Origin of the sequence: Terrimicrobium sacchariphilum (assembly GCF_001613545.1) — a bacterium.
In the GTDB taxonomy this organism is placed as follows: domain Bacteria; phylum Verrucomicrobiota; class Verrucomicrobiia; order Chthoniobacterales; family Terrimicrobiaceae; genus Terrimicrobium; species Terrimicrobium sacchariphilum.
The window spans coordinates 89,524-114,124 of record NZ_BDCO01000001.1 but is presented as its reverse complement, the minus strand read 5'-3'; the positions used below and the strand labels follow the sequence as shown (position 1 = coordinate 114,124).

The 24,601-nt window shown below is 60.5% G+C and carries 20 protein-coding genes and 1 other RNA gene; 10 read left to right on the top strand and 11 right to left on the bottom strand.

Translation table 11 applies throughout. The features are described 5' to 3' along the window. Nucleotides 1-68 precede the first annotated feature (68 nt). The 4 genes from mqnE (at nucleotide 69) to TSACC_RS00380 (ending at nucleotide 4,588) form a co-directional block, all read left to right on the top strand. A complete protein-coding gene (mqnE, locus tag TSACC_RS00395; protein ID WP_075077424.1) occupies nucleotides 69-1,202 on the top strand; it encodes an aminofutalosine synthase MqnE in 1,134 nt (377 codons plus the stop codon). Beyond that, nucleotides 1,202-1,972: a menaquinone biosynthetic enzyme MqnA/MqnD family protein gene (locus TSACC_RS00390; RefSeq protein ID WP_075077423.1), complete on the top strand. Its 771-nt coding sequence runs from the start codon at nucleotides 1,202-1,204 to the stop codon at nucleotides 1,970-1,972. Before mqnE ends, TSACC_RS00390 begins: the two co-directional genes overlap by 1 nt. 93 nt (nucleotides 1,973-2,065) lie before the next feature. Beyond that, complete coding sequence (locus TSACC_RS00385; RefSeq protein ID WP_075077422.1) at nucleotides 2,066-3,595, top strand: class I tRNA ligase family protein; 1,530 nt, start codon at nucleotides 2,066-2,068, stop codon at nucleotides 3,593-3,595. 3 nt (nucleotides 3,596-3,598) lie between these two features. Continuing rightward, nucleotides 3,599-4,588 carry a lysophospholipid acyltransferase family protein gene (locus TSACC_RS00380; protein ID WP_075077421.1) on the top strand — a complete coding sequence of 330 codons (990 nt, stop codon included), beginning with the start codon at nucleotides 3,599-3,601 and terminating at the stop codon, nucleotides 4,586-4,588. Here TSACC_RS00380 and TSACC_RS00375 read toward each other — a convergent pair whose 3' ends face one another. Then, nucleotides 4,589-5,782, bottom strand: a complete 1,194-nt coding sequence (locus TSACC_RS00375) for an ABC transporter substrate-binding protein (protein ID WP_084400078.1) — start codon at nucleotides 5,780-5,782, stop codon at nucleotides 4,589-4,591. It lies immediately after the preceding gene. A 104-nt stretch (nucleotides 5,783-5,886) separates the two neighbouring features. Between TSACC_RS00375 and TSACC_RS00370 the strand changes: the two genes are divergently transcribed. Next, the gene (locus TSACC_RS00370) at nucleotides 5,887-7,323 is read left to right on the top strand and encodes a nicotinate-nucleotide adenylyltransferase (protein WP_075077420.1); all 1,437 of its coding nucleotides are present in this window, start codon (nucleotides 5,887-5,889) and stop codon (nucleotides 7,321-7,323) included. On the opposite strand, the gene TSACC_RS00365 is transcribed toward TSACC_RS00370, so the two are convergent. The 4 genes from TSACC_RS00365 to TSACC_RS00350 form a co-directional block, all read right to left on the bottom strand. Then, nucleotides 7,320-9,362 carry a DUF2339 domain-containing protein gene (locus TSACC_RS00365; protein WP_075077419.1) on the bottom strand — a complete coding sequence of 681 codons (2,043 nt, stop codon included), beginning with the start codon at nucleotides 9,360-9,362 and terminating at the stop codon, nucleotides 7,320-7,322. The genes TSACC_RS00370 and TSACC_RS00365 overlap by 4 nt on opposite strands. A 45-nt stretch (nucleotides 9,363-9,407) precedes the next feature. Then, the gene (pdxH, locus tag TSACC_RS00360; protein WP_075077418.1) at nucleotides 9,408-10,049 is read right to left on the bottom strand and encodes a pyridoxamine 5'-phosphate oxidase; all 642 of its coding nucleotides are present in this window, start codon (nucleotides 10,047-10,049) and stop codon (nucleotides 9,408-9,410) included. 82 nt (nucleotides 10,050-10,131) lie between these two features. Beyond that, an RNA gene (gene rnpB / locus TSACC_RS00355) (RNase P RNA component class A) lies at nucleotides 10,132-10,555 on the bottom strand. Nucleotides 10,556-10,587: 32 nt separating this feature from the next. Continuing rightward, nucleotides 10,588-11,940: a hemolysin family protein gene (locus tag TSACC_RS00350; protein ID WP_075077417.1), complete on the bottom strand. Its 1,353-nt coding sequence runs from the start codon at nucleotides 11,938-11,940 to the stop codon at nucleotides 10,588-10,590. Between the two features lie 143 nt (nucleotides 11,941-12,083). On the opposite strand from TSACC_RS00350, the gene TSACC_RS00345 reads away from it, so the two are divergent. Beyond that, complete coding sequence (locus TSACC_RS00345; RefSeq protein ID WP_202815876.1) at nucleotides 12,084-13,898, top strand: universal stress protein; 1,815 nt, start codon at nucleotides 12,084-12,086, stop codon at nucleotides 13,896-13,898. 284 nt (nucleotides 13,899-14,182) lie between these two features. On the opposite strand, the gene TSACC_RS00340 is transcribed toward TSACC_RS00345, so the two are convergent. Together TSACC_RS00340 and TSACC_RS00335 are read right to left on the bottom strand one after the other, a co-directional pair. Continuing rightward, complete coding sequence (locus TSACC_RS00340; RefSeq protein WP_075077415.1) at nucleotides 14,183-14,602, bottom strand: exosortase system-associated protein, TIGR04073 family; 420 nt, start codon at nucleotides 14,600-14,602, stop codon at nucleotides 14,183-14,185. Between the two features lie 85 nt (nucleotides 14,603-14,687). Beyond that, on the bottom strand, nucleotides 14,688-15,710 hold the full coding sequence (locus TSACC_RS00335; RefSeq protein WP_075077414.1) for a LacI family DNA-binding transcriptional regulator: 1,023 nt from the start codon (nucleotides 15,708-15,710) through the stop codon (nucleotides 14,688-14,690). 55 nt (nucleotides 15,711-15,765) lie between these two features. On the opposite strand from TSACC_RS00335, the gene TSACC_RS00330 reads away from it, so the two are divergent. The 4 genes from TSACC_RS00330 (at nucleotide 15,766) to TSACC_RS00315 (ending at nucleotide 20,755) form a co-directional block, all read left to right on the top strand. Beyond that, a complete protein-coding gene (locus TSACC_RS00330; protein ID WP_075077413.1) occupies nucleotides 15,766-16,917 on the top strand; it encodes a Gfo/Idh/MocA family protein in 1,152 nt (383 codons plus the stop codon). A gap of 9 nt (nucleotides 16,918-16,926) precedes the next feature. Continuing rightward, on the top strand, nucleotides 16,927-17,697 hold the full coding sequence (locus TSACC_RS00325) for a sugar phosphate isomerase/epimerase family protein (RefSeq protein WP_075077412.1): 771 nt from the start codon (nucleotides 16,927-16,929) through the stop codon (nucleotides 17,695-17,697). Nucleotide 17,698: 1 nt separating this feature from the next. Then, nucleotides 17,699-18,778, top strand: a complete 1,080-nt coding sequence (locus TSACC_RS00320) for a Gfo/Idh/MocA family protein (RefSeq protein ID WP_075077411.1) — start codon at nucleotides 17,699-17,701, stop codon at nucleotides 18,776-18,778. 201 nt (nucleotides 18,779-18,979) lie between these two features. Beyond that, a complete protein-coding gene (locus TSACC_RS00315) occupies nucleotides 18,980-20,755 on the top strand; it encodes a hybrid sensor histidine kinase/response regulator (RefSeq protein WP_075077410.1) in 1,776 nt (591 codons plus the stop codon). Here the strand turns inward: TSACC_RS00315 and TSACC_RS00310 are convergent. From TSACC_RS00310 to TSACC_RS00295, 4 genes are read right to left on the bottom strand one after another with little or no spacing between them, the layout of a single operon-like run. Next, nucleotides 20,712-21,848, bottom strand: coding sequence for an MGDG synthase family glycosyltransferase (locus tag TSACC_RS00310; RefSeq protein ID WP_075077409.1), 1,137 nt, complete (start codon nucleotides 21,846-21,848; stop codon nucleotides 20,712-20,714). The genes TSACC_RS00315 and TSACC_RS00310 overlap by 44 nt on opposite strands. Then, the gene (gene corA / locus TSACC_RS00305; protein WP_075077408.1) at nucleotides 21,845-22,918 is read right to left on the bottom strand and encodes a magnesium/cobalt transporter CorA; all 1,074 of its coding nucleotides are present in this window, start codon (nucleotides 22,916-22,918) and stop codon (nucleotides 21,845-21,847) included. The genes TSACC_RS00310 and corA overlap by 4 nt, the downstream gene beginning before the upstream one ends. Nucleotides 22,919-22,925: 7 nt before the next feature. Continuing rightward, entirely contained in the window at nucleotides 22,926-23,831 is a 906-nt protein-coding gene (locus TSACC_RS00300) for a thiamine-phosphate kinase (RefSeq protein ID WP_075077407.1), read from the bottom strand. Then, complete coding sequence (locus TSACC_RS00295; protein WP_075077406.1) at nucleotides 23,828-24,601, bottom strand: CPBP family intramembrane glutamic endopeptidase; 774 nt, start codon at nucleotides 24,599-24,601, stop codon at nucleotides 23,828-23,830. The genes TSACC_RS00300 and TSACC_RS00295 overlap by 4 nt, the downstream gene beginning before the upstream one ends.

Genomic DNA, 24,601 nt, shown 5'->3' with positions numbered 1-24,601 from the left:
TTTTCAGGCGGGGACTTGAATCCGTCTTGCCATGCACGAACGTAGCAGGTGAGATTGATGAAATACCCATGGCACTGAATCCGAAACTGCTCGCCCCGGAACTGCGTCCCATCTGTGATAAAGTCCTTGCTGGCGAGAGGATTAGCGACGCCGACGGGCTGACGCTGTACGGCTCCCGCGATCTCAATGGCATCGGCGCGATCGCCAATATCATCCGGGAGCGAATCAACGGCAATGTGGCGACATATATTCACAATCGCTACATCAACTACTCCAACGTCTGCCTGCTCTCGTGCCAGTTCTGCGCCTTTGGGGCGAAGAAACGCGAGGAGCATGCCTTTGAGATGGCGATACCCGAGATCGTCGGCACCGTGCGCGATGCGCTGAAGCTCGGCATCACCGAGATTCACATGGTGGGCGGGCTGCATCCCACGCTGACAGGCGACTGGTATCTCGACCTGCTCCGCCAGTTGCGCGAACTGGATTCCGCTCTCATCATCAAGGCCTTTACCGCTGTCGAGATTCGCCACCTGGCCGACCGGGTTTTCAAGATGCCCGTGCGCGACACGCTGATCCTGCTCCGCGAGAACGGCCTGGGAGCCATTACGGGCGGAGGCGCGGAGATTTTCGACCAGGGCATCCGCGACCAGATTTGCAAGGGCAAGGAGACCGCCGAGGAATGGGCCGAGGTGCACCGCACCTGGCATCAGCTCGGCGAGCACAGCACCTGCACCATGCTCTACGGGCACATCGAGAATGCTCACCATCGCATCGACCACCTGCGCCGCCTGCGGGAAATCCAGGACGAAACGGGCGGATTCACGGGCTTCGTGCCCTTTGCCTTCGAGCCCGACGGCGCGCGCCCCGCGCTGAAAGGCATCCCGCACGCCACGGCGTACGAGGAGCTGAAGAACATCGCGATCAGCCGCATTTACCTCGATAACATCCCGCACATCACAGGGTACTGGATCAGCCTCGGATTGCCGACGGCCCAGCTCTCTCTCGGCTACGGGGTGGACGATCTGCACGGTACGATCATCGAGGAAAAGATTTTCCACATGGCAGGCGCGCAGACTCCGCAGCAGCAGACCGTCGCCGCCCTGGAAAAGGCCATCCGCGAAGCCGGGCGCGTGCCCATGCAGCGAAACAGCTTCTATGAGCGTATTCCCAACTCAGCGTCGGGTGAGCTCGTCGCGGCCTGATGAATCCTGCCGCTCTGGCCGGCGTGCGCGTCGGCAGTGTTTCCTATCTCAATGCGAAGCCCCTCATCTGGGGGCTGGACCCGGCAAAGGTCGTTCTCGAGGTTCCCGCGAAGCTGACGAACAGCTTCGAGGCCGGAAAGATCGACGTCGCGCTGATCCCGCTTTTTGAAATCCTGCACCTCGGGGTGGAGAAGGTTGTCGACGACGTGGCGATCGCCTGCCTCGGGCCGGTGCACAGCGTTTTCGTGGCGAGCCGGGGGCAGTTTGGCGTTCCGGGGGAGATTTACCTCGATCCGTCGTCGCGGAGTTCGGTCGCTCTTTTGCAGGTGCTGCTTTCGGAATTTTACCCCGGCGACTGGGAACTGGTGGCTTCCTCGAATCCACCGGTAAACGCCTCGCGCCTCATCATCGGCGACCCGGCGCTGGAGTTTCGCGCCCGTCACGATGGTGGCTGGCGGTATCACGATCTGGGGGAGCTTTGGCACTCGCATACGGGGCTGCCGTTTGTCTTCGCGGCCTGGGCGCTGCGCTCGGGGTTGAAGGACGCGGCGGGAGTTGCCGGGGCTTTGCGGGAGGTCAAGGTGGACGGACTCGAAGCCCGGCGGGAGATCGCCAGCAAGACGGGCGATCCCAGTGGCTCCTACGAGTACTTGACGCGCTATATTCGCTACGATCTGGGCGCGAAGGAAAAGGAGGCGATTCTGCTTTTTCGCGAGCTGGCCCTGCGTCACGGGCTGCTTGCACGCACGGCGGAACTGGATTTCGTTTAGGGTGACAGGTTCCGGCTCTTGGCTTTACGCCTCCGGGCCGAGCGGATATACATTTCGCTCCCTGCATAAAAGTTTCAGCCAGCCGCACATACCTTGAGCAAGACGTTTTACATCACCACCGCGATCGACTACACCAACGCGGCTCCGCACATCGGCCACGCCTACGAGAAAATCCTCGCCGATGTCCTCGTGCGTTACCATCGCCTCAAGGGCGACAGTTCCTATTTTCTCACCGGCGTCGACCAGCATGGGCAGAAGGTCCAGCAGGCCGCGGCCAAGGAGGGCATCTCGCCCGAGGAATTCGTCACCAAGACGACGGCAAAGTTTATCGATCTCTGGGAAAAGCTGGAGATCAGCTATGACGGCTGGGCGGCCACGACCGACCCGCTGCACAAGACCTGCGTGCAGAAGATCCTTCAGGATCTCTACGATCGCGGCGACATCTACAAGGCGAAGTATCGCGGCTTTTACAGCGTGCGGCAGGAGCAATTCCTCACCGACAAGGAGCGCGGCGAGGATGGCAACTTCGGCCCCGAGTGGGGCGAGGTCGTCGAACTGGAGGAGGAAAACTGGTACTTCCGCCTCGGCAACTATCGCGACTGGCTCCTGCAATTCCTCGATTCGCATCCCGGTTGCGTCCAGCCCGCCTTCCGCCAGACGGAGCTGCGCAATGCCGCCGAGCGCCTGAGCGGCGATCTCTCGATTTCCCGCCCGAAGTCCCGCCTCGCCTGGGGCATCGAACTGCCCTTCGATACGTCCTGCGTGACCTACGTGTGGTTTGACGCGCTGGTGAACTACATCAGCTTCGCCGGGTATCTCTCGGACGATGCGAAGTTCCGCCAGCTCTGGCCCGCCCTGCATGTCATCGGCAAGGACATCATCATCCCGGCTCACGGCATCTACTGGCTCGCCATGCTGAAGGCCATGGGCTTCGCCGATGAAGACATGCCGCGCTTCCTCGTTCACGGCTACGTGCTGGTGGACGGCGAGAAGATGAGCAAGTCGATCGGCAACATCCGCGACCCGCACACCTTTGCCGACACCTTCGGCGTGGAGAGCCTGCGGTATTTCCTCATGCGCGATTGCGTGGTGGGGCAGGACATGGATTTCACCGACCAGCGGCTCGTGCAGCGGTACAATGTCGACCTCGCCAACAGCCTCGGCAACCTGCTGAACCGCACGCTCAACATGGCCAAGCGGTATCGGCAAGGGAAACTCGTGCGCAGCGAATCCGCCGAGATTTCCGCCTTCGCCGCCCAGACGGTGAAGGATTACACCGCCGCGCTCGACCAGAATCTCGTGCATCAGGCTCTGGAAATCACGTGGGGTCTCGCGACACGGTGCAACGCCTTCGTCGAGGAGTCTGCGCCGTGGAAACTCGCCAAGGACCCGGAGAAGGCGCAGGAGCTCGACGCCGTGCTCTACACGCTGGCCGAGTCCTTGCGCATCCTCGCCATCCTCATTGCTCCCGCGCTGCCCAGGGCCTCGCGCGGCATCCTCGATCAACTCGCCGCGCCCGGTGAGATTACGCTCGCCGACACGGCCTGGGGCGGATTGCCGGATGGCCATGTGCTGGGAGAGCCGCAGGTGCTTTTCCCGAGGATCGAGACAGCGGCAGAGTAAGCCATGGCGGAGCCGACCTTTCAGCAGCGGCTGGAATACTACGGCCTCTCAGCCGTGGTGTGGCTGGTGGGGCGACTGCCCTACGGGGCATTGCGCCGTCTCGCCGCCGTGGTCGGGTCGATCGCCTATCACGCCGACAAGCGCGGCCGGCAGGTGGCGCGCGCCAATCTGGACGCCGCCTTTGGCGACAAGTACACGCCGAAGGAAAAAGCGCGCATCGCCGAGCGCAGCTACCAGACGTTTGCCCGCACCATGCTGGAGCTCTTCTGGGCCCCGAATCTCTCGCCGGAGCGGTTTCAGCAACTCGCCGTAGTCGAGGGGCTGGATCATCCCTCGGGCCACAAGGAGATCGGCAAGCCGGTGATCTACCTGTGTCTGCACTATTCCAACTTCGAGTGGATGAGCCTCATCAGCGCCTACATCGTGGAGCCGGGCCTCGTTATCACGCAGAAGTTTAGGAACCCGCTCCTGGGCGCGATCTTTGACCGCCTGCGCTCCAGCACCGGGCACCAGATTTTCCCGCAGGAGCGCGCCATGATTCGCATGCTCAAGCATCTCAAGAGCGGCGGGAAATTCTCGATGCTCAACGACCTCAATATCGACCCCGACGAGGCCGGGGTCATCATCGAGACCTTCGGCGGGTTGAAGCTGTGCGCCACCCAGATGCACGCCGCACTGGCCATGCGCACGGGCGCTCTCATCATGCCGGTGGAGTGCCACCCGATGCCGGACGGTCGCGTGCGCATGCACATCCACCCGCCTCTGGAGTACCCGGAAGGCGCCACCGCTGCCGAGGTGACCCAGCTCTGCTGGAATGTGCTGGAACCCTCCATCCACGCCGAGCCGCATCTCTGGCTCTGGGCTTACAAACACTGGCGCTTCAAGCCCAGCCAGGGCGACACGTCGCGGTATCCGTTTTACTCAAACGTGGCGAAGCGCTTCGACAAGCTGCTGCGCGAGACGGAAAAGGCGAAAAAAGACCGCGCCGCGTAATCAGCGGGGCTGGACGGTCTCGATGTAGTTGAACTTCCCATCCTGCACGCGCAGGACGAAGGCGGGTTTGGACGGATTGTGCTTCTCGTCGAAGGTGATCTTACCCGTCACGCCGGGGAAATCCTGCGTCCCCGCGAGGGCGTTTTTCAGCGGCTCAGGGTCGTCGGAGCCAGCGCGCTTGAGGGCATCGACCACGAGGTAAACGCTGTCGTAGCCGAGGGCGGCGAGGGGAGCGGGAGAGGCGTTGTACTTGGCCGTATAGCGCTTGACGAAGTCGACCACCGCCGGGTCGCGGCTTTCCGCGGAGAAATGACTGGTGAAGTAGGAGTTGTCCGCCGCCTTGCCTCCGACCCGGAGAAACTCCGAGGAATCCCAGCCGTCGGTTCCGAGAAAGGGCGCTTCGATCCCAAGCTGGCGCGCCTCGATGATCGCCATGGCTGCCTCGCGGTAATACGACGGCAGAAAGATGATCTCCGGGGCGGCGGCTTTGATTTGCTGGAGCTGCGCGGAGAAATTCGACTCGCCGGACTGGTACGTGGCTTCCGCGACGATCTGCCCGCCATGCTCGGTGAAGTCCTTCTTGAAGATGGCGGCGAGGTCCGAACTGTAGGGATTCGCCTGGTCGTAGAGTATCGCGGCCTTGGTCACGTCGATGGAGCGGGCAAATTTCGCCATCGCGACCGCCTGCGCGGCGTCCGTGTAGCAGACGCGGAAAATGTAGTCTCCCGCCGCCGTCACGCCCGCATGAGTCGCGCCGGGGGTGATGAGCGGGATGCCGAGTTTCTGCGCGACCGGAGCAGCCGCCAGGGTGCGATCGCTGGCGATTTCTCCTATGAGAGCCACGGCGTTTTCCTTTTCCGCCAGATCGTTCACCGCTTTGAGCGTGGCTTCCGTGTCGGATTGGCTATCGCGAACGATCAGCTTGATCGGGTGGCCGAGAACGCCGCCTTCGGCGTTGATTTCAGACTCCGCCAGTTGAGCGCCCTTGATGGCGTCCGTGCCGAAGGATGCTTGTGCGCCGGAGAGGGGCAGGATGAGCCCGATGCGGGTGGCCGACGGGTCCTCGGAGACCGGGGGCGGGGTGGCTTCAGCAGCGGGGGCGGGTTGCTCGGGAGCCTTCTTTCCACAGCCGCCGAGGAATGCCAGACCGGCGGAAAGCAAAATACCGCAGGTCAGAACGCGCAATGAATTCACGGGCGGAAGTGTAAATCCGTACGCGTCATGCGCAACCGCCTATTTTGCCATCGGGCGGGAAAGTTGCCTATTGCCTCACCGGGGGGATCAGGCAAACTCGGCGGATGATTCCAGCGGAGCCCTTCGATCGGCAGGTGAGCAAAAAAGCCTTCAAGATCAATCGCGACCCTGCGCTTTACGGCTCCTTTGCGGAAATCGGTGCGGGGCAGGAGGTTGCGCGGCAGTTTTTTACTGTGGGAGGAGCAGCCGGGACGGTGGCAAAGACCATGTCGGCCTACGACATGACGTTCAGCGACTCGATTTACGGCTACTCGGGGCGCTACGTCAGCGAAGCCCGGTTGAACAGCATGCTGGAGCACGAGTTTGAGCTGCTCATCGAGCGCCTGGACGCCAAGGTGGGGTCCGAGCGCACATTCTTTGCCTTTGCCGATACGGTGGCGGCCCGCAGCTTTCGCCGCCATGACGAGTCCCATGGCTGGATGGGCATTCGGTTTCAATCCAGGCCGCGCCAGCCGACCAATGACATCATCCTGCACGTACGCATGCTCGACCCGCACAATCTCGAGCAGCAGGAGGCGCTCGGCATCGTGGGCGTCAATCTCATCCACGGCGCATTCTACCTTCGCGACAACCCGGAGGCTTTTCTACGTTCCCTGCTCGACGACCTGGAGCCGGGCCGCATTGAGATCGATATGATCCGGTTCAGCGGACCGGATTTCGTCGAGATCGACAACCGCATTATGGCCCTCCAGTTGGTCGCCCTCGGCCTCACGGATGCCGCGTTGTTCCGCGCGGATGGCGAGGTGGTGAGTCCCGCTGACGCATTTTATAAAAAGCCGCTGCTGGTGGAGCGCGGCAGCTTCCGCCCGGTCACGCTCGTCACCAACGACATGCTGGATTGCGCGCGCTCGATGTTCCTGCGCGAGGAGACAGTGAAAAACGAGGAGCCGGAGATCCTCATGGAGATCACCATGAAGAACCTGCTCTCCAGCGGAGAACTCGACCTGCGCGATTTCCTCAACCGAGTCGACATGCTCCGCACCATTGGGCGCACCGTGCTCATCTCGAAATACGGCGAATATTACCGCCTGGTGAATTACCTGACCCGCTACACCGACCGCATGATCGGCCTGCCGCTCGGCATCCCGGCGCTGGTCGAGATTTTCGAGGAGCAGTATTACCGCGACCTGGAGGGTGGCATCCTGGAGGGCCTGGGCCGGCTCTTCAAGAAAGGCGTGAAGCTTTACGTGTATCCCTTCATCGGCCAGAGCGGCGAGCTGGTCACGGCAGATAATTTCCTCACCCCCGACAATCTCGGGCATCTCTACAATCACCTCATCACGAATGGCTTCATCGAGGCCATCGAGGGCTACCAGCAGGATTACCTGAAGATTCGCTCTTCGGAGGTGCTGGCGAAGATTCGCGCCGGAGATTCCCAATGGGAAAAGAGCGTCTCGCCGGAGGTGGCGTCGATCATTCGCGACCGGCGGCTCTTTGGCTTCTCCGAGACGCCGACGGCGGAAACCGCAGGCGTCGCCTAGTTTTCGGGCGGCGGATTTTCCCGGGGTAAAAACCTCGGGAGGAAATAGCCTGCGGAGAAAAGCAGGACGCCGATGCCGAGGAAAACGAGGGTCTTGGCCGGGAGGTCGAGCGAGGCGAGATCCACGGTGAAGAGCCGGGCGAGCACGAGCACCAGCGTGGAGATGCCCGCGATGCGGATCATCCGCACGTCGCGCACAATGCCGCCGAGGATGAGCGCGACGGCGACCACCGTCCACGAGATGCTGACCAGCGTTCCGCGTCCGATGGGGGCAAACTCATGCGAGAGCAGGAAGAGGCTTCCGGCCAGCACGATCCAGAGATAGACCGCCTTGACGTTGAGATTGGCGGAACGAATCGCCAGAAACGCCGCCATGCCCAGAGCGAAAAGTAGGGCGAGGGAGGGGCCATTGATCCAGGGTGTGCTCTCTGCGCTGTTCATCAGCTGGAGCGCCGCCGTGATGAGGACAAACAACAGGAGGATGTGGCTCGATGCCCGCAGGGCGAGGGTATTGCCGCCCGGAAGGCCCATCATGCCCGCGCCCGCGGCGATGCTGGCGAGGACGATTCCCACAGGCCATGGAAGGATGCCCGGCGGGCAGAGCGCGGCGAACCAGAACGCGAGCAACCACTGGGCCGCGACCTGATGGGAGTATTTCAACGATCCCTCGGAGCGGGCAAAGGCCGCCGCCATGAGGGCGATGACGAAGGCCAGAGCGGAAAGCGCGTGGAGAGCGCCCCCGCGATCACTGAGCTGAATGGCCTCGATCGCGAAGAATACCAGCCCCGCCGCCGAGGCCAGAGTGGCGGCGACGGTGAGGGGCGTGTTTTTTGCCCGGCTGGCGGCGAAATGGAGAGCGATGATAAAGGCGGCAAAGGCAAAGGAAAACACCCACCCGGAAAGCAGGACCGGCAGGGCGACCCCGGCCAGGAGTGCTGCGGCAAATTGCTGCGAACTGGCCATCTCCCGCGAACCGCTGTTGACCAGAAGTCGACCGAGCACCCCGCAGAGCAGGGCCGCGACCAAGAGAAAGATGCCCAGGGCGTGCCGGATATCCGTGCCCCAGATCGTCAGCGCCGCCCCGGCGGTCAGCAGGGCGGGCGTAAAGGCGGTGAACCACGCGGCAGCGACCGGCGCGGGAGCTTCTCCCCGCAGCTGATAGCGCGCGACCGGGGCCAGCCAGAGTGCGAGCCACCAGAAGATCAGCGCGGCCTGCAATACCGGGCGTAGCTCGTGGTCGATGCCCAGCCGGGAGGAAATGGCGGCCCCGTACAGGAGCAGCCCCGCCGTAACGGCGCCTATGAATAACGCCCCGAGCCAGCCGCGCCGGATGAAGACCAGCGAAACGATGATCGTGATGACCGTGGCATGAATGGCAAAGAGCCCCGGCTGATCGAGGCCGATGAAGAGAGGAGAGATGAAAATTCCCAGGATGGCGAGGATGCACAGCACGCGGGAATTTTGCCGCAGGGCCTGGGCGAGACAGACCGCCGCCGTGAGGAGGGACAGCGTGATGGTCGTGGAGCCGGGGTACAGGTGATAGAGATACTGTCCGCAGGTCCACACGCCGACGAGTCCCGCGATGCCGCCGCCAAAGGCGAGGTCGCCGAGTTCCGGGCGTTTGCGGGAGAGGAGGAATCCCCACGTCATCAGCCCGAGGCAGGCGATCACGGCGATGGTGAGCTGGAGGAACGGCGTGATCCAGCCGCGATCGAGCGAGAGTTTGAGAAAGAAAATCCCGCCGATGAGGAGCAGGACGATGCCGGTGCGGGCCAGCCAGGCCTCGCTGAACCGCAGGGCCGGAGCCCCGGCGGGCCGGGGGGATAGCACCGGCAGCGGCGGAGGCGTCGGCAATACGGGCGGAGGTGAGGGAAACGCAGGCGGGGGCAGGACGGGGTCGCGAGGTGGCGGAGGCGCGGTGGATTCCGGCGCAGGCTCGACGGCTGGCGGTTGCGCGGGGCGTTCTGTCGGGGGCGTGAGCCCGGCCATTCGCTCCAGGCGCTCGACGCGGGCTCGCAGTTCAGCGATCTCCTTGTCCATTGGGGCCAGCCTTTCCGGGATGCTCTCCCGGAGCAAGCTCCAAACTCAGGGCGACAGGCGCTCGAGATTCCAGCCGCCTTCCGGCTGGCGACTGTAGAGGAAACGATCGTGCAGGCGGCTGGTCCGGCCCTGCCAGAACTCGACCGTCTCCGGCACCACGCGATAGCCACCCCAGAAATCCGGCAGAGGCACCTCGCCATTGGCAAACTTGCGCTTCATTTCGTCGAACTTCATCTCCAGCAGGCTGCGCGATGTAATCACGCTGCTCTGGTGCGAAACCCAGGCCCCCAGGCGGCTGGAAAAGGGTCGGCTGGCAAAGTAGGCGAAGCTTTCGGCCAGCGAGACCTTCTCGGCGCGACCGCAGATTTCCACCTGGCGCTCCATGGTGAGCCACGGGAAGAGGAGCGCGACGTTGCTGTTCTCTGCGATCTGGTGGGCTTTGTGGCTGTTGTAGTTCGTGTAAAACACGAAGCCCTTTTCGTCCCAGGCCTTGAGCAGCACGGTGCGGGCGGTGACCTTGCCGTCGGCCCCGGCGGTGGCGAGCGTCATGGCGTTGGGCTCGCGGAGATCCTTGGAACTGAGCGCCGCCTTGAACCACACATCGAACTGGCGAAACGGGTCCGCCGCCATGTGCTCCCGGTCGAGAGCGCCGATCTGGTAGTCCTGCCGCAATTCACTCACATCCATGCGCTCATCTTGCGCCAGATCGCCGGGGAAGGCAATGCGGGGCGTAAAACAGGACAGGGGCGGCTCCTTTGGGGAACCGCCCCTGCTTGGGTGGCTGTAAGCCGGATTTTGTCCCGCACCTGCAAGCAGGCGCGGGGATGGCCATTTATCTTGTCTGGCGCTCGCGCGCCGGACAGCCCGTGAGGGCTGCGACTATTACCCGGAGGCTGTCACACTGGCGGACCAGCGTGACGGACAGGCGGTCCGACCTCCTGTTTTGTCTTGCACCGCGTGGGGTTTATCGGCTCCGGCCATTACTGGCGCGGACGGTGGGCTCTTACTCCGCCTTTTCACCCTTACCGGCGCTCCTTGCGGGGCTCCGGCGGTTTGTTTTCTGTGACACTATCCGTCGCAAAGAACTTTCGTTCAGCGCGCCCCCGTTTTCACAGGGCATGCTGCCTTATGGTGTCCGGACTTTCCTATCCCGAGCGTCTTGCGACGTCGGAATCGGCCATCCGCCACTCCGAGCACCATACGGCGGCGCGGGGGCGGGATCAATTCAGATATTCGCGGCGGAGTTCGCGGCTTCGTCCTCGGCGGAGGACTTGGGCGGCTTGATCTCGGTGACGAGCACCTTGTCGATCCGCTGGTTGTCCATATCGATGATCTCAAAGCGATGGCGATCCCACACGAGGTTCTCGCCTTCGTTGGGCAGGTGGCCGAAGCGGTCGAGCAGGAAGCCGCCGAGGGTGGTGAAATTTCCCTCCTCTTCGCCGGGCAGTTCATCCTCGATGCTGAGAACCTTGCGTACCTCCTCGATGTCGAGGAGCGCGTCGACCAGCCAGGAACCGTCGGGGCGCAGAACGGCCTTGGGCTCGCGGCGCTGCTCCTTTTCGGGCAGGTTGCCGACGATTGCGACCATCAGATCCTTGAGGGTGACGAGACCCTGCACGCTGCCGAATTCATCCACCACGAGGGCGATGTGCTTGCCGGATTTTTTGAATTCCTCGATGAGCTTGCTGGCGTGCATCGTGGTCGGTACGTAAAGCGGCGGAACGACTAGGGCCGAGAGGTCGGCGTTGCCCGCGAGCGAGAGATTCGCCCAGAGCGACTTGACCGAGATCATGCCGACGACGTGCTCGTGGCTTTTCTGGTAGACGGGAAAATTCGAGTGGCCGGAGCCTGCTATGCGACGCCAGTTTTCCTCGTCGGTATCGTCGAGGGAAAGCCAGACGATCTGCGGGCGGGGCGTCATGAGATCCTCGGCGGTCTGCTCGTCGAGTTCGAAGACGCTCTCGACCCATTCCTTCTCCGCCTTGCGGAAGACGCCGGCGCTCAGGCCTTCGTCGATCAGCACGCGCACCTCCTCCTCGGAGACGGGCGGTTCGTCGGATTTTTTGACGCCCATGAGGGTCATCAGCAGGTCGCTGGAGTGGTTGAGGAGGTTGACGAGGGGACTCGCGATTTTTGACAGCCAGTTCATCGGTCCCGCCAGGATTGAGGCGATACGCTCCGGGTTGTTGAGAGCCAGACGCTTTGGAACGAGTTCGCCGATGATCACCGACAGATAGGTGATGATCGACACGACGAACAGCATTGAGATGACGTGAGCGTAGGTCCCAATGACGGGGACGTCGACGAGGATGTGGGTGAGCTTGTCTGCGATGTTGGCTCCACCGACGGCGCCCGCCAGCACGCCTACGAGGGTGATGCCGACCTGGACGGTCGAGAGGAATTTGCCGGGTGAGTTGGCAAGGTCGAGAGCGAGCTTGGCGCCTGAGGCTCCCTCGTCCGCAAGCGTCTTCAGGCGCGCCTTGCGGGCGGATACCAATGCGATCTCCGCCATGGCGAAAACACCATTCGCCACGAGCAGGACCGCGATCAGTATGAGTTCAAAAGTGATTTGAGACATTTTCAGCCGGGGAGAGTAGCCTGCCTGGACGGGGAGAGCAAAGGATGTTTCTTGGTCACTTCAGCGAGCTTCCATCGAAAGGATTTGACGGGCGACGCACAGCCAACGACAAACATGCCGTTCGCTAAAACTGCCTGATCACTTTGGATAGTCCTGAAATTCATAGGCCGCGTAATCTCGACTGGCCTCGCGCCTCAGCCCTTCTTTTCGGCGACTGGGGTACCAGTAAAGCATACGTCATTGGTCTTGCATTCGTTGCCGCTGGTTTCTCCTCGTTTCCCATCATTGTTGCGGTCTGCGCACTTACTGCGCTCGTTGGCGTCAACTACATGGTTATCTGCCGGGTGTTTCCGGATGGAGGCGGTGTCTATTCCGCGGCGAAGCAGCAAGGGAGGTTGCTGGCCGTGGTCGGAGCCTTGCTCCTCGTAGCCGACTTGACAGTAACGGCTGCGCTTAGTGGCTGGGCGGCATTGAGTTACCTCGGGGTGCCCGAGAAGTGGATTCTGGTCTCTACGACTGGGGCCATTTTACTGATGGGCGTACTCAACTTCTATGGTCCCCGTCATAGCGGCAGCTTGGCGGTCGCATTGGCGTTGCCGACTGTCATCGTGGTCGTGCTGATCATTCTTTTCGCGGTACCTCACCTTACGTTCACGCACATGGAGCCTCTCCATGACAATTTCCAGCATACCTGGGTATCATTTGTGGGTGTGATTCTGGCTCTGAGCGGTGTCGAGGCGATCGCGAACCTGACTGGAACGATGAAGCCGGACCGTGGTTCGGTCATCGGTCATCCCCAAGTGGGACGTAATGCCTTCAAGGCAATCCTGCCCGTGGCAATCGAGGTGAGTCTCGGTACGGCGTTGCTCGGCTGGGCGATGCTCTCGCTGCCGAAGGAACTCGCTCCGGAAATGATTAAGCGCAAGGAGGATATGTTGCGCTTTTTGGCCGAGCAATATGGCACGATGAATTTCGGACCGGGTTTCGGTCATATCTTCGGGTTCATCGTGGGCGTTGTTTTTGCCCTGCTGCTCCTCAGTGCTGTAAATACCGCGATAGCGGCGCTGATCGGACTCCTCTTCATGATGTCGAGGGAAGGGGACATGCCACGGGCATTTACGAAGCTGAACTCCCATGGCGTTCCTCTAGCGCCACTCGGGATCTCGGTAGGATTGCCGATTATCGTGCTCCTCGCTACGGACAACTTTGAGGCGCTGGCTGGACTCTATGCTATCGGTGTGGTGGGCGCCATCTGTGTGAACCTCGGGTGCTGCACGTTCAACCGGCACTTGAAGATGAATGTGCTTGAGCGCGGATTGATGCTCTTCACATTTGTCCTCCTCGTCGCGGTTGAACTGACTCTGGCCAAGACTAAACCCGATGCGCTCTTTTTTGTGATCTGTGTGCTGGTGATCGGTCTTGGTTTGTGGGCCTATGCCCAGCGTCTGAGTGGCACTCGCACCCTTACGGTTTCGAAGGAATTTGCTGATATCGTACGTCCTGACGTGGTCGAAAAGATGTCTGCTCCGGTGAGTGAGACCCAGAAAATCCTGGTCAGTGTGCGTGGGCTTACCCCGGTGTTACGGTTTGCCTTTGAGGAAGCTCAGATGCGAAACGCTGCACTGTACGTTCTCTACATCCGTGAGATTGCGGTTCTCTATGGTGGGGGTGCGGCCGCCTTGCCCAAGGCCGATTGGAAAAATGACCCGGAGGCCAGCGCGATTCTCGGGACCGCGCTTCAAATCGGAAAACACCGGGGAGTGACGACGATACCAGTTTTTGTCAATGCTCCCAATGCGGCTTCTATCATTGTCGATATGGCGGCGACGCTCGGGGTGGATTATCTCATGCTCGGCGCTTCCCATCGTGGATCCATGAGCAAATTGCTCCGTGGGAACGTCGCGACGGAAGTAGCTGGTAGCCTGCCGGACAACATCCAACTCGTTATTTACGGATAGTTCTCAAGGCGCCTATTCGCGAGGCGCCAGATGGCTCTACGCTTCCGCCAGCGTCGGCCAGTCCGTGTGGCGGAAACCGAATCAGGCGATCGCCTTCCTGCGGGATTCTGATTTCCCTCAGGCAGCATTCCTTTCGGCCACCTGCAATCTGATTCCGGGCCGTGCCTTCTGATTTTCCTCCAGGAAACATCCCTCTGCCCGAAGCAAGGCTGGTGAGCCGCGATAAAAAAAATCAGCGCATCTTTCGATGCGCTGATAAAAATCTCTAAAATGGAAACTGGCTTCTACCAGGGAGTCCGCTGGTAGTCGCGAACGTAGTTGAAGCGGGTCTCCCATCCAAGCTCCGGTGGGAATTCCTCATAACCACCATTAATCCAAGGAACAATGCTCTTGTACGGCGGGCGGTAGGAACCCTTCACGGTAGGCACCGGGAAGGTGGCCATCTCATAAAGACCATAGCCGAGGCGGGCAAAGGTCCGACCTACGCCGCGGACGAGACCGTAGCTCCAGGCGGCGGAGTTGCCTTCGGAGTAGTTCACTCCAAAAATGGAATCAGGGATCTCAGTGACGCCAAAAGCGACGTTACCGAGACCGCGCCCGAGTTTGCGGGTGGGACCGAAATCGGAAGCAGGGGGTTGCTGGATGTCTGCGAAAGCAGTTCCGCCGATAGCAAGCACGGCGAGGAGGGTGACGGCAGCCTTCATAATCGGATCATAACACGAAACTTCGGCCAAAGTGGCAAGTCAAAACGTCTCCATGCATGGGTGAATGCAGCAAACATGAGTTCTTTTAGTGAACTTGTGACGGTGCGGCAGTGGACTGACGGACGATCAGGGTCGGCTGCACGCGAAAGTGTCCGAGGCTTTTTGGGGCGAGAATCATGTCGAGCGCCCCTCGCATGAGCGTGTCTCCTTGAGGATCGATGGTGGTGAGTGAGGGATTGCAGTATGCGGAAAAATCCGCGTTGTCGTAACCGATCACCGAGATGTCGCGAGGCACGTCGAGATCGCTTTCCTGCAATCCGCGTATCGCGCCGAGGGCCATGCGGTCATTGATGGTGACGATGGCGGTGGGTCTTTGGCGTGTTTTTGCAAATTCATGCGCCAGGGCATAGCCGGTTGTGAAGTCATCCTTCGGATGTTGCCGGGGAAACCATCGGAGGGTTTTCTCCGGGGAAAGCCCGGCGGCGGTGCAGGCGGCCGTGATGCCATCGTAACGCTGGCGCCCGTAAGTGGTGGAGGAGTCGATGCCAAAGACGCCGATTTGGCGGTGGCCAAGCGAGAAGAGATGCTCCAGCGTCAGACGCTGGGCTTCGAGGCGGTCCGTTCCGGCGATGATCCCGGAGGTTTTTAGGAGCGGGTCGATCTGCACGCAGGGAATTTTTGCCTCTTTCAAACGCTGCAGCCCAATGTCGCGTGGTCCCAGGATGGAGGCAAATGTGAGCACGCCATTGCATCGGATGGCGCGAAATCGCTCAAGCGCGGCACGTTCGCTGGCGGGACTCGAATCCGTCATTTGAATGATGCCGTGATAGCCCGCTTCCTCGATGCGCAACCGCAGTACGGAAAGCTTGCGGGTGAGGAAGTACTCCTCAAGGTCGGGGGCGACGATGCCAATGAGATCCGTACGGCCGCTCCTCAGGCCCCGGCCCAGGATGCTGGGGGAGAATCCCGCCTTCTTTGCTTCATCCCGTACGCGGGCCGCGGTCTCGGGATTGATGCCTGTGTGTCCGTTCAGCGCGCGTGAGACTGTCCAGCGGGAGAGGCCGAGACGTCGGGCGAGTTCACTGGTGGAGTGGACCGGGTTTTTCATTGACTGTCCTACAAAACTAACCTAACACGTGTGTGAATCAATCCTCCATTTTGCTATGAATGAAGTTCGTTTAGGGATCGTGGGTCTTGGAAACATGGGCGGCGCACACGCGGATAACGTCCTCGCTGGGAAAATTCCGCGCCTGCGGCTCACCGCGGTTGCGGATGAAAACGCCGAAAAGGTGAATCGCTATCCCCAAGCGAAAGGCTTCGCCACGGCGGGAGAGATGATCGCCTCCGGAGAAATCGACGCGATCCTGATCGCGACCCCGCACTACTCTCATACGACGATCGGTATTGACGCGCTCAATGCCGGCCTGCACGTGCTGGTAGAAAAGCCGATTTCCGTGCACAAGGCGGATTGCGAGAAGCTGATTGCCGCCCACAAATCGACCGACCAGGTTTTCGCGGCGATGTTCAATCAGCGGACGGACCCGTATTACATCAAGCTGCGGGAGATGATTCAGAGCGGAGAGCTGGGCGAGATTCGCCGTGCGAGCTGGACGATCACGGACTGGTTCCGCACCTATCTTTATTATGCATCAGGCGGATGGCGTGCGACTTGGGGCGGGGAAGGCGGCGGGGTGCTGCTCAACCAGTGCCCTCATAACCTGGATCTCTGGTATTGGTTCTTTGGGCGCCCTTCGCGGGTACGTGCTTTCTGCCACATCAGTCGCTATCACGACATCGAGGTGGAGGACGACGTGACCGCGTACATGGAGTACCCCAGCGGGATGCACGGCACATTCATCACCTCGACAGGCGAAGCCCCCGGCACCAATCGGCTGGAGGTCGTGGGAGAGCAGGGGCGCGTGGTGATCGAGGATAACAAGTTTCTTTATACTCGTAACGAGACGCGCATGTCGGACTTTAGCAAGACGGTCGACGCCATGTACTCCCGTCCTCCGGTCTGGAACGTGGAGATTCCGCTCTCCGGACACGGTGGGCAGCACGTGGAAATCCTGAGGAATTTTACGGCGGCCATTCTCGACAAGGAACCTCTGATTGCTCCTGCGGAGGAGGGAATTCATTCGGTGGAACTCGCCAATGCCATGCTGCTTTCCTCGGCTCGCAGCGAGACGCTCGAGATGCCATTTGATGGTGCGGAATACGAGAGCTGGCTGAAGAAGAAGATCGCTGAGTCGACCTTTGTCAAAAAGACCGTGGAGGTGAAAGCCTCCGATTTCACTCTTTCCTTCGCTCACTAAGGCTTCGCCATGAAAGTCGAAAATATTGCAATTCAGCTCTACACGCTGAGGGAATTCATTCGGACGCCTGCCGACATCGCTGCCACGCTGAAGCGGGTCGCACAGATCGGGTATCGTGCGGTCCAGGTTAGCGGCATGGGGCCGATCGAGGAGAGCGAGCTTGTCGCCATCTGTCAGGGAGAGGGGCTGACGATCTGTGCCACGCACGAACCTGGGGACGTCATTCTGAAGTCTCCCGAGAAAGTGGTAGAGCGGCTTTCCAAGCTTGGGTGCAAATATACGGCATATCCGTTTCCCGCCGGCATCGACTTTGCCGATGAGGCATCTGTGCAGGGACTCATCAGTGGACTCGATAAATCCGGGGCCGTGCTGGCCAGCGCCGGACAGACGCTTCTCTATCACAATCACGCCCACGAGTTCATTCGGAGCGGCAACAGGACGGTCCTCGACCGCATTTACGCGGAGACCGACCCTCGCAACCTCGCTGCCGAGCCCGACACGTACTGGGTGCAGTACGGTGGAGGCGACCCCGTGACATGGATCGAGAAGCTTAGCGGTCGTGTGCCGGTGCTTCATTGCAAAGACTATGTGGTGGAACCCCCGGATAAACCTCGCTTTGCCGAGGTGGGTTATGGAAACCTGAACTGGCTAGCCATCGTGGCCGCGGCTGAGAAGGCCGGTACGGAGTGGTTCGTCGTCGAGCAGGATACCTGCCCGGGCGACCCATTCGAGTCGATCAAGCTCAGTTTCGATTACCTCTCAAAGACCTTTGTTTCCTGACATGACAAATTCCGACGGAATGACATACGCCCCCCAGGGCAAGCCGGCACCGGTTTGCAAGCCCGGGGAGTTTCTCTTCGCTGCCGTGGCGCTGGATCACGGCCACATTTACGGACAGACCAATGGTCTGGTCGAGGCAGGTGGAGAGGTGAAATGGGTTTACGACTCCGATCCGGCGAAGGTCGCGGCATTTCAAAAGAGCTTCCCGACAGCCAAGGCGGCAGGATCTCTGGAAGAGATCCTCGATGATGCCTCCATCAAGATGGTGGCCGCGGCGGCCATCCCGAACAAGCGCGGTCCGCTCGGGTGCAAGGTGCTTGAGGCGGGGAAGGATTACTTCACAGACAAAACACCGTTTACCACGCTGGCACAACTCGACGAAGCCCGCGAAGTCGCCGCCCGCACGGGTCAGCGCTACATGGTCTACTACAGCGAGCGCCTGCACGTGGAGAGCGCGGTCTTTGCCGGTCAGTTGATCGCTTCCGGCGCGATCGGCCGCGTGGTGCAGACCGCGGGTTTTGGTCCGCATCGGTTGAGCGCCTCGGCTCGTCCCGCATGGTTCTTCAACAAGGAGGAGTACGGTGGCATCCTGTGCGATATCGGCAGCCATCAAAGCGAGCAGTTCCTCTACTACACCGGCAGCAGCGATGCTTCCGTCGTGTCGAGTTCCGTCGGTAATTTTGCCAACCCGGATTACCCGGAGTTGGAGGATTTTGGCGAGGCATCGCTCGTCGGTAACAATGGCGCATCGGGGTATTACCGTGTGGACTGGCTGACACCCGATGGCCTGCGCTCCTGGGGAGATGGACGTACTCTCATTCTGGGAACCAAGGGATATATCGAGATGCGCAAGTATATCGACATCACGAGCCAGGGTGCCGACAAGGATGTCCTGTTCCTTGTCGACCAGCAGAGTGAGCAACGTATCGAATGTGCGGGCAAGGTCGGGTACCCCTTCTTTGGCCAGTTGATTCTGGATTGCCTCAACCGCACGGAAAACGCGATGACTCAGGCACATGCGTTCAAGGCGGCGGAACTCTGCCTGAAGGCTCAACTGCTCTCCCGGCGTATTCACGGTTAGTGGACGCGGAAAAAATCCGCGTTTGAATCGCCAGAGATGTTCGACAAGTGAATGACGGCACGGTAGGTGTCGTTCGTTCATGAAGCGCTCGTCTCAGGGCGGAATTCCCCCCGTTTTTCCGTTTCCGGGCGTCGTCGACCTGGGGTCAACGGCATGCCATCGGCTTTTCTTGGATAGGGTGGCTGGAGAGAGAGGTCTCGGATGAGCTTCGCTTGGCAGTTTTTCGTCGCCCTCATCGCCTCGGGGCTGGCTTTTGCGCTTTCGGCGATAGCCTATCGTCGCGTGCAGATCCTGGCGACGCGACCGTACGCGATCGCTCTGGTGCTTGTTGGCATCTGGTGCATTCTCGCTGCTGCCGAGGTTTCCTCCACGACCGTGGCGGACAAGGTGCTGCTTCTCAAGTTGCGCTTCACCATCCTGCCGTTTGTTCCCTTGCTCTTCGCCGAGGCAGTCCATCGACTGGTGAAGGGGACCCGCTTTCTGGTCAGGGAGAGGCTTTATCTTTCGCTCATTATTCCTCTCTCCATGCTGGTCGTGGCATGGACGCCGCGTTTGGGCTCGCTCTGGATTGACGACATCCGGCTGACTCGGAACTCGGAGTTTGCCGTGCTCGTCTATCGGGTCGGGCCGATGACGATCGTTTACTTTACGTTTGTCGCGGTATTTGCCATTACCGCGCTCTACTGGCTGGCCGCCCACCTTCGTCACGCCCCTCCCTGGTCTCGACGAGGGGAGTTTTTGATGTTCATGAGCGGCTTGTTGCCGACGGCTGTGAATGGACTCTTCATGGTCGGCTGGTCGCCCACGATGGGATTTAACTACACCCCCATCGTGCTGGCGTTCACCGCCTGGCTGGCGATCTGGGCTCTCCTCGGCAGCCGCATGGATGATCTGGCTCCGGTCGCCAGGGTTCTGCTCGTGGAGCATCTCAAGGAGTGCCTTATCGTCATCGATTCGCGAGGGCTGGTGCTGGATCTCAATCGCGCGGCCTGTCGTGCCTTTGACGTAGCGGCGAAGGTCGCTCTGGACCGCCCCGTTCAGCGTCTGCTTCGGGGATGGAGCGGTGTGACCAACCTCTTGGAGCAGCGGGCGGTGGAGAATGTGGAGGTGGAGGTAAGCGCGGGCGGTATCTGGGAGTGCTCCATCATTCCAGTACCCGAGGATGCGGAGGAGCCATCCGCGCGTATCATCCTCCTGCGCGACGTCACCGAGCGCAAGGTCGCCGATAAACTGGTGCAACAGGCGAGGGAGGAAGCGGAAAATGCCAATCGAGCCAAGGGGCGCTTTCTTGCCACCATGAGTCACGAGGTGCGTACACCGATGAATGGTGTCATCGGGTTTCTCGATTTGCTCAAAACGACGCAGCTTTCCGAGGAACAGGCGGATTATGTCAACCTCATAGCCGATAGCAGCCAATCCCTCCTGTGTATCCTGAACGATGTGCTGGATTACTCCAAGATCGAGGCGGGGGGCATGCAGATCGAGCATCTGGCGTTTTCTCTCCGCGATGTTGTCGGCCGGGTTTGCCGCCTCCAGTTGCCTGCGGCCAAGCTCAAGGGATTGATTCTCGAATCCAAGCTGGCTCCGGATGTTGAGGATATCGTTGTTGGCGACAGCCTGCGCCTTGGGCAGATCCTGACGAACCTCGTGAGCAATGCCGTGAAGTTTACATCGACCGGACGCATCGATTTGCTGGTGAAGCGAGGAGAAGGTGATGCGGCCATTTTTGAAGTCATCGATACGGGCATTGGCATCCAGTCCCATCAACTGAGCCGACTGTTCAAGCCTTTCGCTCAGGCCGATAGCTCGACGACGCGCCAGTTTGGAGGCAGCGGCCTGGGGCTGGTCATCGCTCAGAGCCTGAGCCGGATGATGGGCGGCGACATCACTGTGACGAGCACGCCCGGTGAGGGAACCCGGTTTGTCTGCGTCGTCAATCTGCCTGCGGCTGGAGATCGCGTGACGGTGAACCGTTAAGCTCAAGAACGAAGTCCGCAATCCTGTCGGCGGCATCTGGTCGACTGAGACGAAGGACTTGATCGCGCCAGTTGATCCATTGAGCGCCATTGCTGGCGATAGCTTCTCGTATGGTCCGGGCGATCGTCTGCGGCGTGTCGGCAAATGCACCCGCGCCAGCCTCGATGACCAGTGTGGCATTGCCTTCCTCCTGGCCGGGGATCACCTGGGTGATGATCATCGGAGTCCCCGCAGCCAGTGTCTCCTGGACGGTGGCTCCACCTGCCTTGCTGATGATGAGATGGCTTTCGGCCATCAACCGCGGCATCTCGGGCGTCCATCCCAGAACAGAGATGGGAGTATTGAGGTCGAGGGAAACCTTTTCTAGTTCCTGCTGGAGCGTGGGATGTCTGCCGACCGTCACGGTGAGATCGATATTCTCGATGCCGAGAATACTGCGCACGATGCCCGGGGCGAGATGATGGCCGGAGTTGACGACATAGAGGATGCGCCATTTCTCGCCTCGGCCGGGCGGAGTTTTCGATCTATGCAACTCTGAGAAGACCCGAGGTACCGGAAACCCGTCGATGCGGATCTTGTATTCCGGTACGCCGGCCCGCACCAGAACGTCGGCGGTCGGCTGGTTACCCACGATGAACCATTCACTGCAGGAGCGGTGCCAGACCGAGTTGATCGAGATGGAATCCGTGATTATCGTCACGAGGCGAAATGGGCGTTTAAGCCGATGCCGGTACGCATGATCAAGCAGGTGGTTGCAGCCGGGAAAGGTCGATACAACGGTGGTGGCTCCGCTTTCCTCGATGATCCGAGCGAGCTTGCGGGCGGCGATGCCATGAAGTTTGGTCTGCCATTCCACGAGGGGCGTACGATCGAGCAGATCGAAGGCGAGCTTCCAGACCTGCGGTGCGTGGTTGATCAGCCGGAGATAGGTCTGCTTGGTCAGTTCGTTGAACCATCCGTAGGTATCGCGATAAATGTCGCAGATGGTCACTGGAGTGTCCGGCGACCTCGCCGCGATGGCTTCCCGGAGATTGCGGGCGGCGGCGTTGTGGCCCTCGCCGAAGCTGGCCGTCAGGATCAATATGCTGCTCACAGCCAGTGCTTTCTTTTGAAAAAGATAATCATGCCCAGAGCGACGCAGCCCATGAGGCCGAGGCAATACAAATATCCGAATTTCCAATCGAGCTCGGGCATGTTGAAGGGCGAGTTGGAGGTGTTGAAATTCATCCCGTAAATGCCGGCAATAAACGTGAGGGGAATGAAGATGCTCGATATGACGGTGAGCACTCGCATGATCTCGTTGGTGCGGAATCCCAGGCTCGTGAGATAGACCTCCATGAGGCCCGCTGCAAGGTCTCGGAAACTCTCGAGGATATCGATGATCTGCGTGGTGTGATCATAACAATCGCGCAGAAATACCTGTGTCCCCTGGGAGATCATGCCGCTCTCATCGCGGATGAGAGCGTTGAAGATTTCACGTTGCGGCCATGCTGCGCGGCGGAGCTGAAGCAGGAGGCGCTTGATGCCGTAGAGCTTTCGCATCAGGTCCTTGCTTGGCCTTTCGAGGAGGCGCTCCTCCAGGTCTTCCAGGCTGTCGGCGATGGATTCCAGGGTGGGATAAAACTGGTCGACCGTGGCGTCAAGCAGGGCATAGGCCAGATAGTCGGCCTGCATTGTCCGCGCATAGCCTCGACCCGAGCGCAGGCGCTCGCGGATTTTCTGAAACACATCGTGCTCACTCTCCTCCTGGATGGTGAGTACGTAATGGTCGCCGAGAAACATGCTGAGCTGCTCGAGGACCACGCGGTGGTCGGTCTCTGTGTAGAGCATCTCGCTGACGATGAAAAAATGATCTTCGTAGACATCCACCTTGGGGCGCTGGCTCGTATTGAGCACATCCTCCAGGGCGAGCGGGTGGATGTTGAAACGCTCGGCAACCTGGCGGAGCATGTCGAGGCTGCCCAGACCGTCGATGTTGATCCAGTTCACCTTGGCGGGATCGTAGCGCTGCATCAGTTCCTCAAAGGTGTCGAAGCGACCTTCGAATATCCCCTCCTTGTCGTACTGGATGAGCGTGAGGACGGAGGGTTTTGCCGCCTCGTCGGTATTGGCAACCAGGGTCGCCGGGGGTGTGCCGGGGGCGTGATACTTGATCCTGATCATCGCGTGTCTAGGACGCCTTTTTCTCTGCGGGCTGGCAATGGAAAAAGTGATCGAAACCTGCGGGGATCTTTGAGGCAGTTGAGCGGGTCAGGGCGCCGATTTCGGTAAGCGGTGTCTTGGTAAAGGGCCATTTTTCCCGGAGTTCCGCCACCCGCCGGGGCGGGACGGTGAAGAGCAGTTCGTAATCCTCTCCATCACGAATGGCCTGCTCGATGGTGCAGCCACGATGGCGGGGAAGGGACTCTGGCATGATGGAGTATCCGCAACGACTCAGCCGGGCGAGCCTGGGAAGGTCGGAGCCGAGGCCATCGCTGATATCCATCATTGCCGTAGCGAATCGTTGCTCGGCGAGCCACTGGCCTTCCTTGAGGCGGGGGGTAAATGTGAGATGCCTGCGACTGGCAAAGGAACCGCCCAGCTTTCCGGTGACGAAAATCCGGTCTCCGGCCCTTCCTCCCATGCGCGTGACATAACGATTCTCCGGCAGTTCGCCGATCAGCGCCACAGAGATGGCTGCCTGCCGACTGCGGGATACCTCGCCGCCGACGATGCCCAAGCCAAACCTTTGGGCAGTCTTTCCGAGTCCCCGATAAAACGCGGTCCAGTATCGTACGGGCTTTTCCGGGGGACTCAGTATCGTGACGAGTGCCCAGCGGGGTACTCCGCCCATCGCGGCGATGTCGCTCAGGTTGCGGCAGAGCGCTTTTCGGGCGACCAGGGCTGGGCGGTCCTCCGCGAGATAATGAACGCCCTCGACGATGCAGTCGGTCTTGTAGACCAGATAGCTGCCGAGCTTGGGCTTGAGGATGGCGCAGTCGTCTCCAGCTCCCAGGAGCGTGCCTGCTCCAGCCGGGAGGTGGCGGATGAGTTCCCTTACCAGATCGTCTTCGCGAACCTGGTCGAGCCGTTTCATAGCTGGGGTTTGGCGATCAGTACGTAAATCACCGTGCCTGCATTGAACAGCATATGGACGATGATCGGAGCCCAGAGCGACCTCGTTCGCTCATAGATGAGTGTCAGGCCAATCGCCAGCAGAAACAGGGCCGGCATCGAGGGGAGATGGATATGGATGGCCGCAAATAAGGCGGCGGAAACCGTCATGCCCGCCCACCGGCCACCATACTGGCGTGCCACTCCGTACAGAAAGCCCCGGAAAATCAACTCCTCGGAGACAGGGGCAAATACCAGGGCCATCACGGCTACCAGCACCTTGTCCTCCCATGTCGTCGATCGGATTAGGAAGAGAAGCACTTCCTGGGTTGCCTCCTTTTCCCCCACAAAGGACAGGATCACCTCCTGGGTGAGATTGAGCACCGGATAGAGGGCAAGGAGCGCGAGGACCGTGAACGGGAGGTCCCTTTTCCACGTGGGCCAACGCAGGCCGAAGAGCAGGACCGGATTGCGGTTCCGCACGATCAGCAGGCTGAGCAGCATGATGACGATCAGCCCGTAATAGACGCAACTCACGATGATGATATCGCGAGTGACTGCTGGAGGCTTCTGGCTGGCGATGAAGATGTTGGAAGCCAGATAGGCGCCCAGAAGAAGACCTGCCACCATGTCTCCCGGGCCGAATGACGCCGCCTTTTCGGTGGGAAGGACCGGACGGGGAAGGCCGCGAAGATAATAGAACCAATAGGCAAGCCCGAGGATTGCCAATACTGCCCAGATAGCGATGGACAC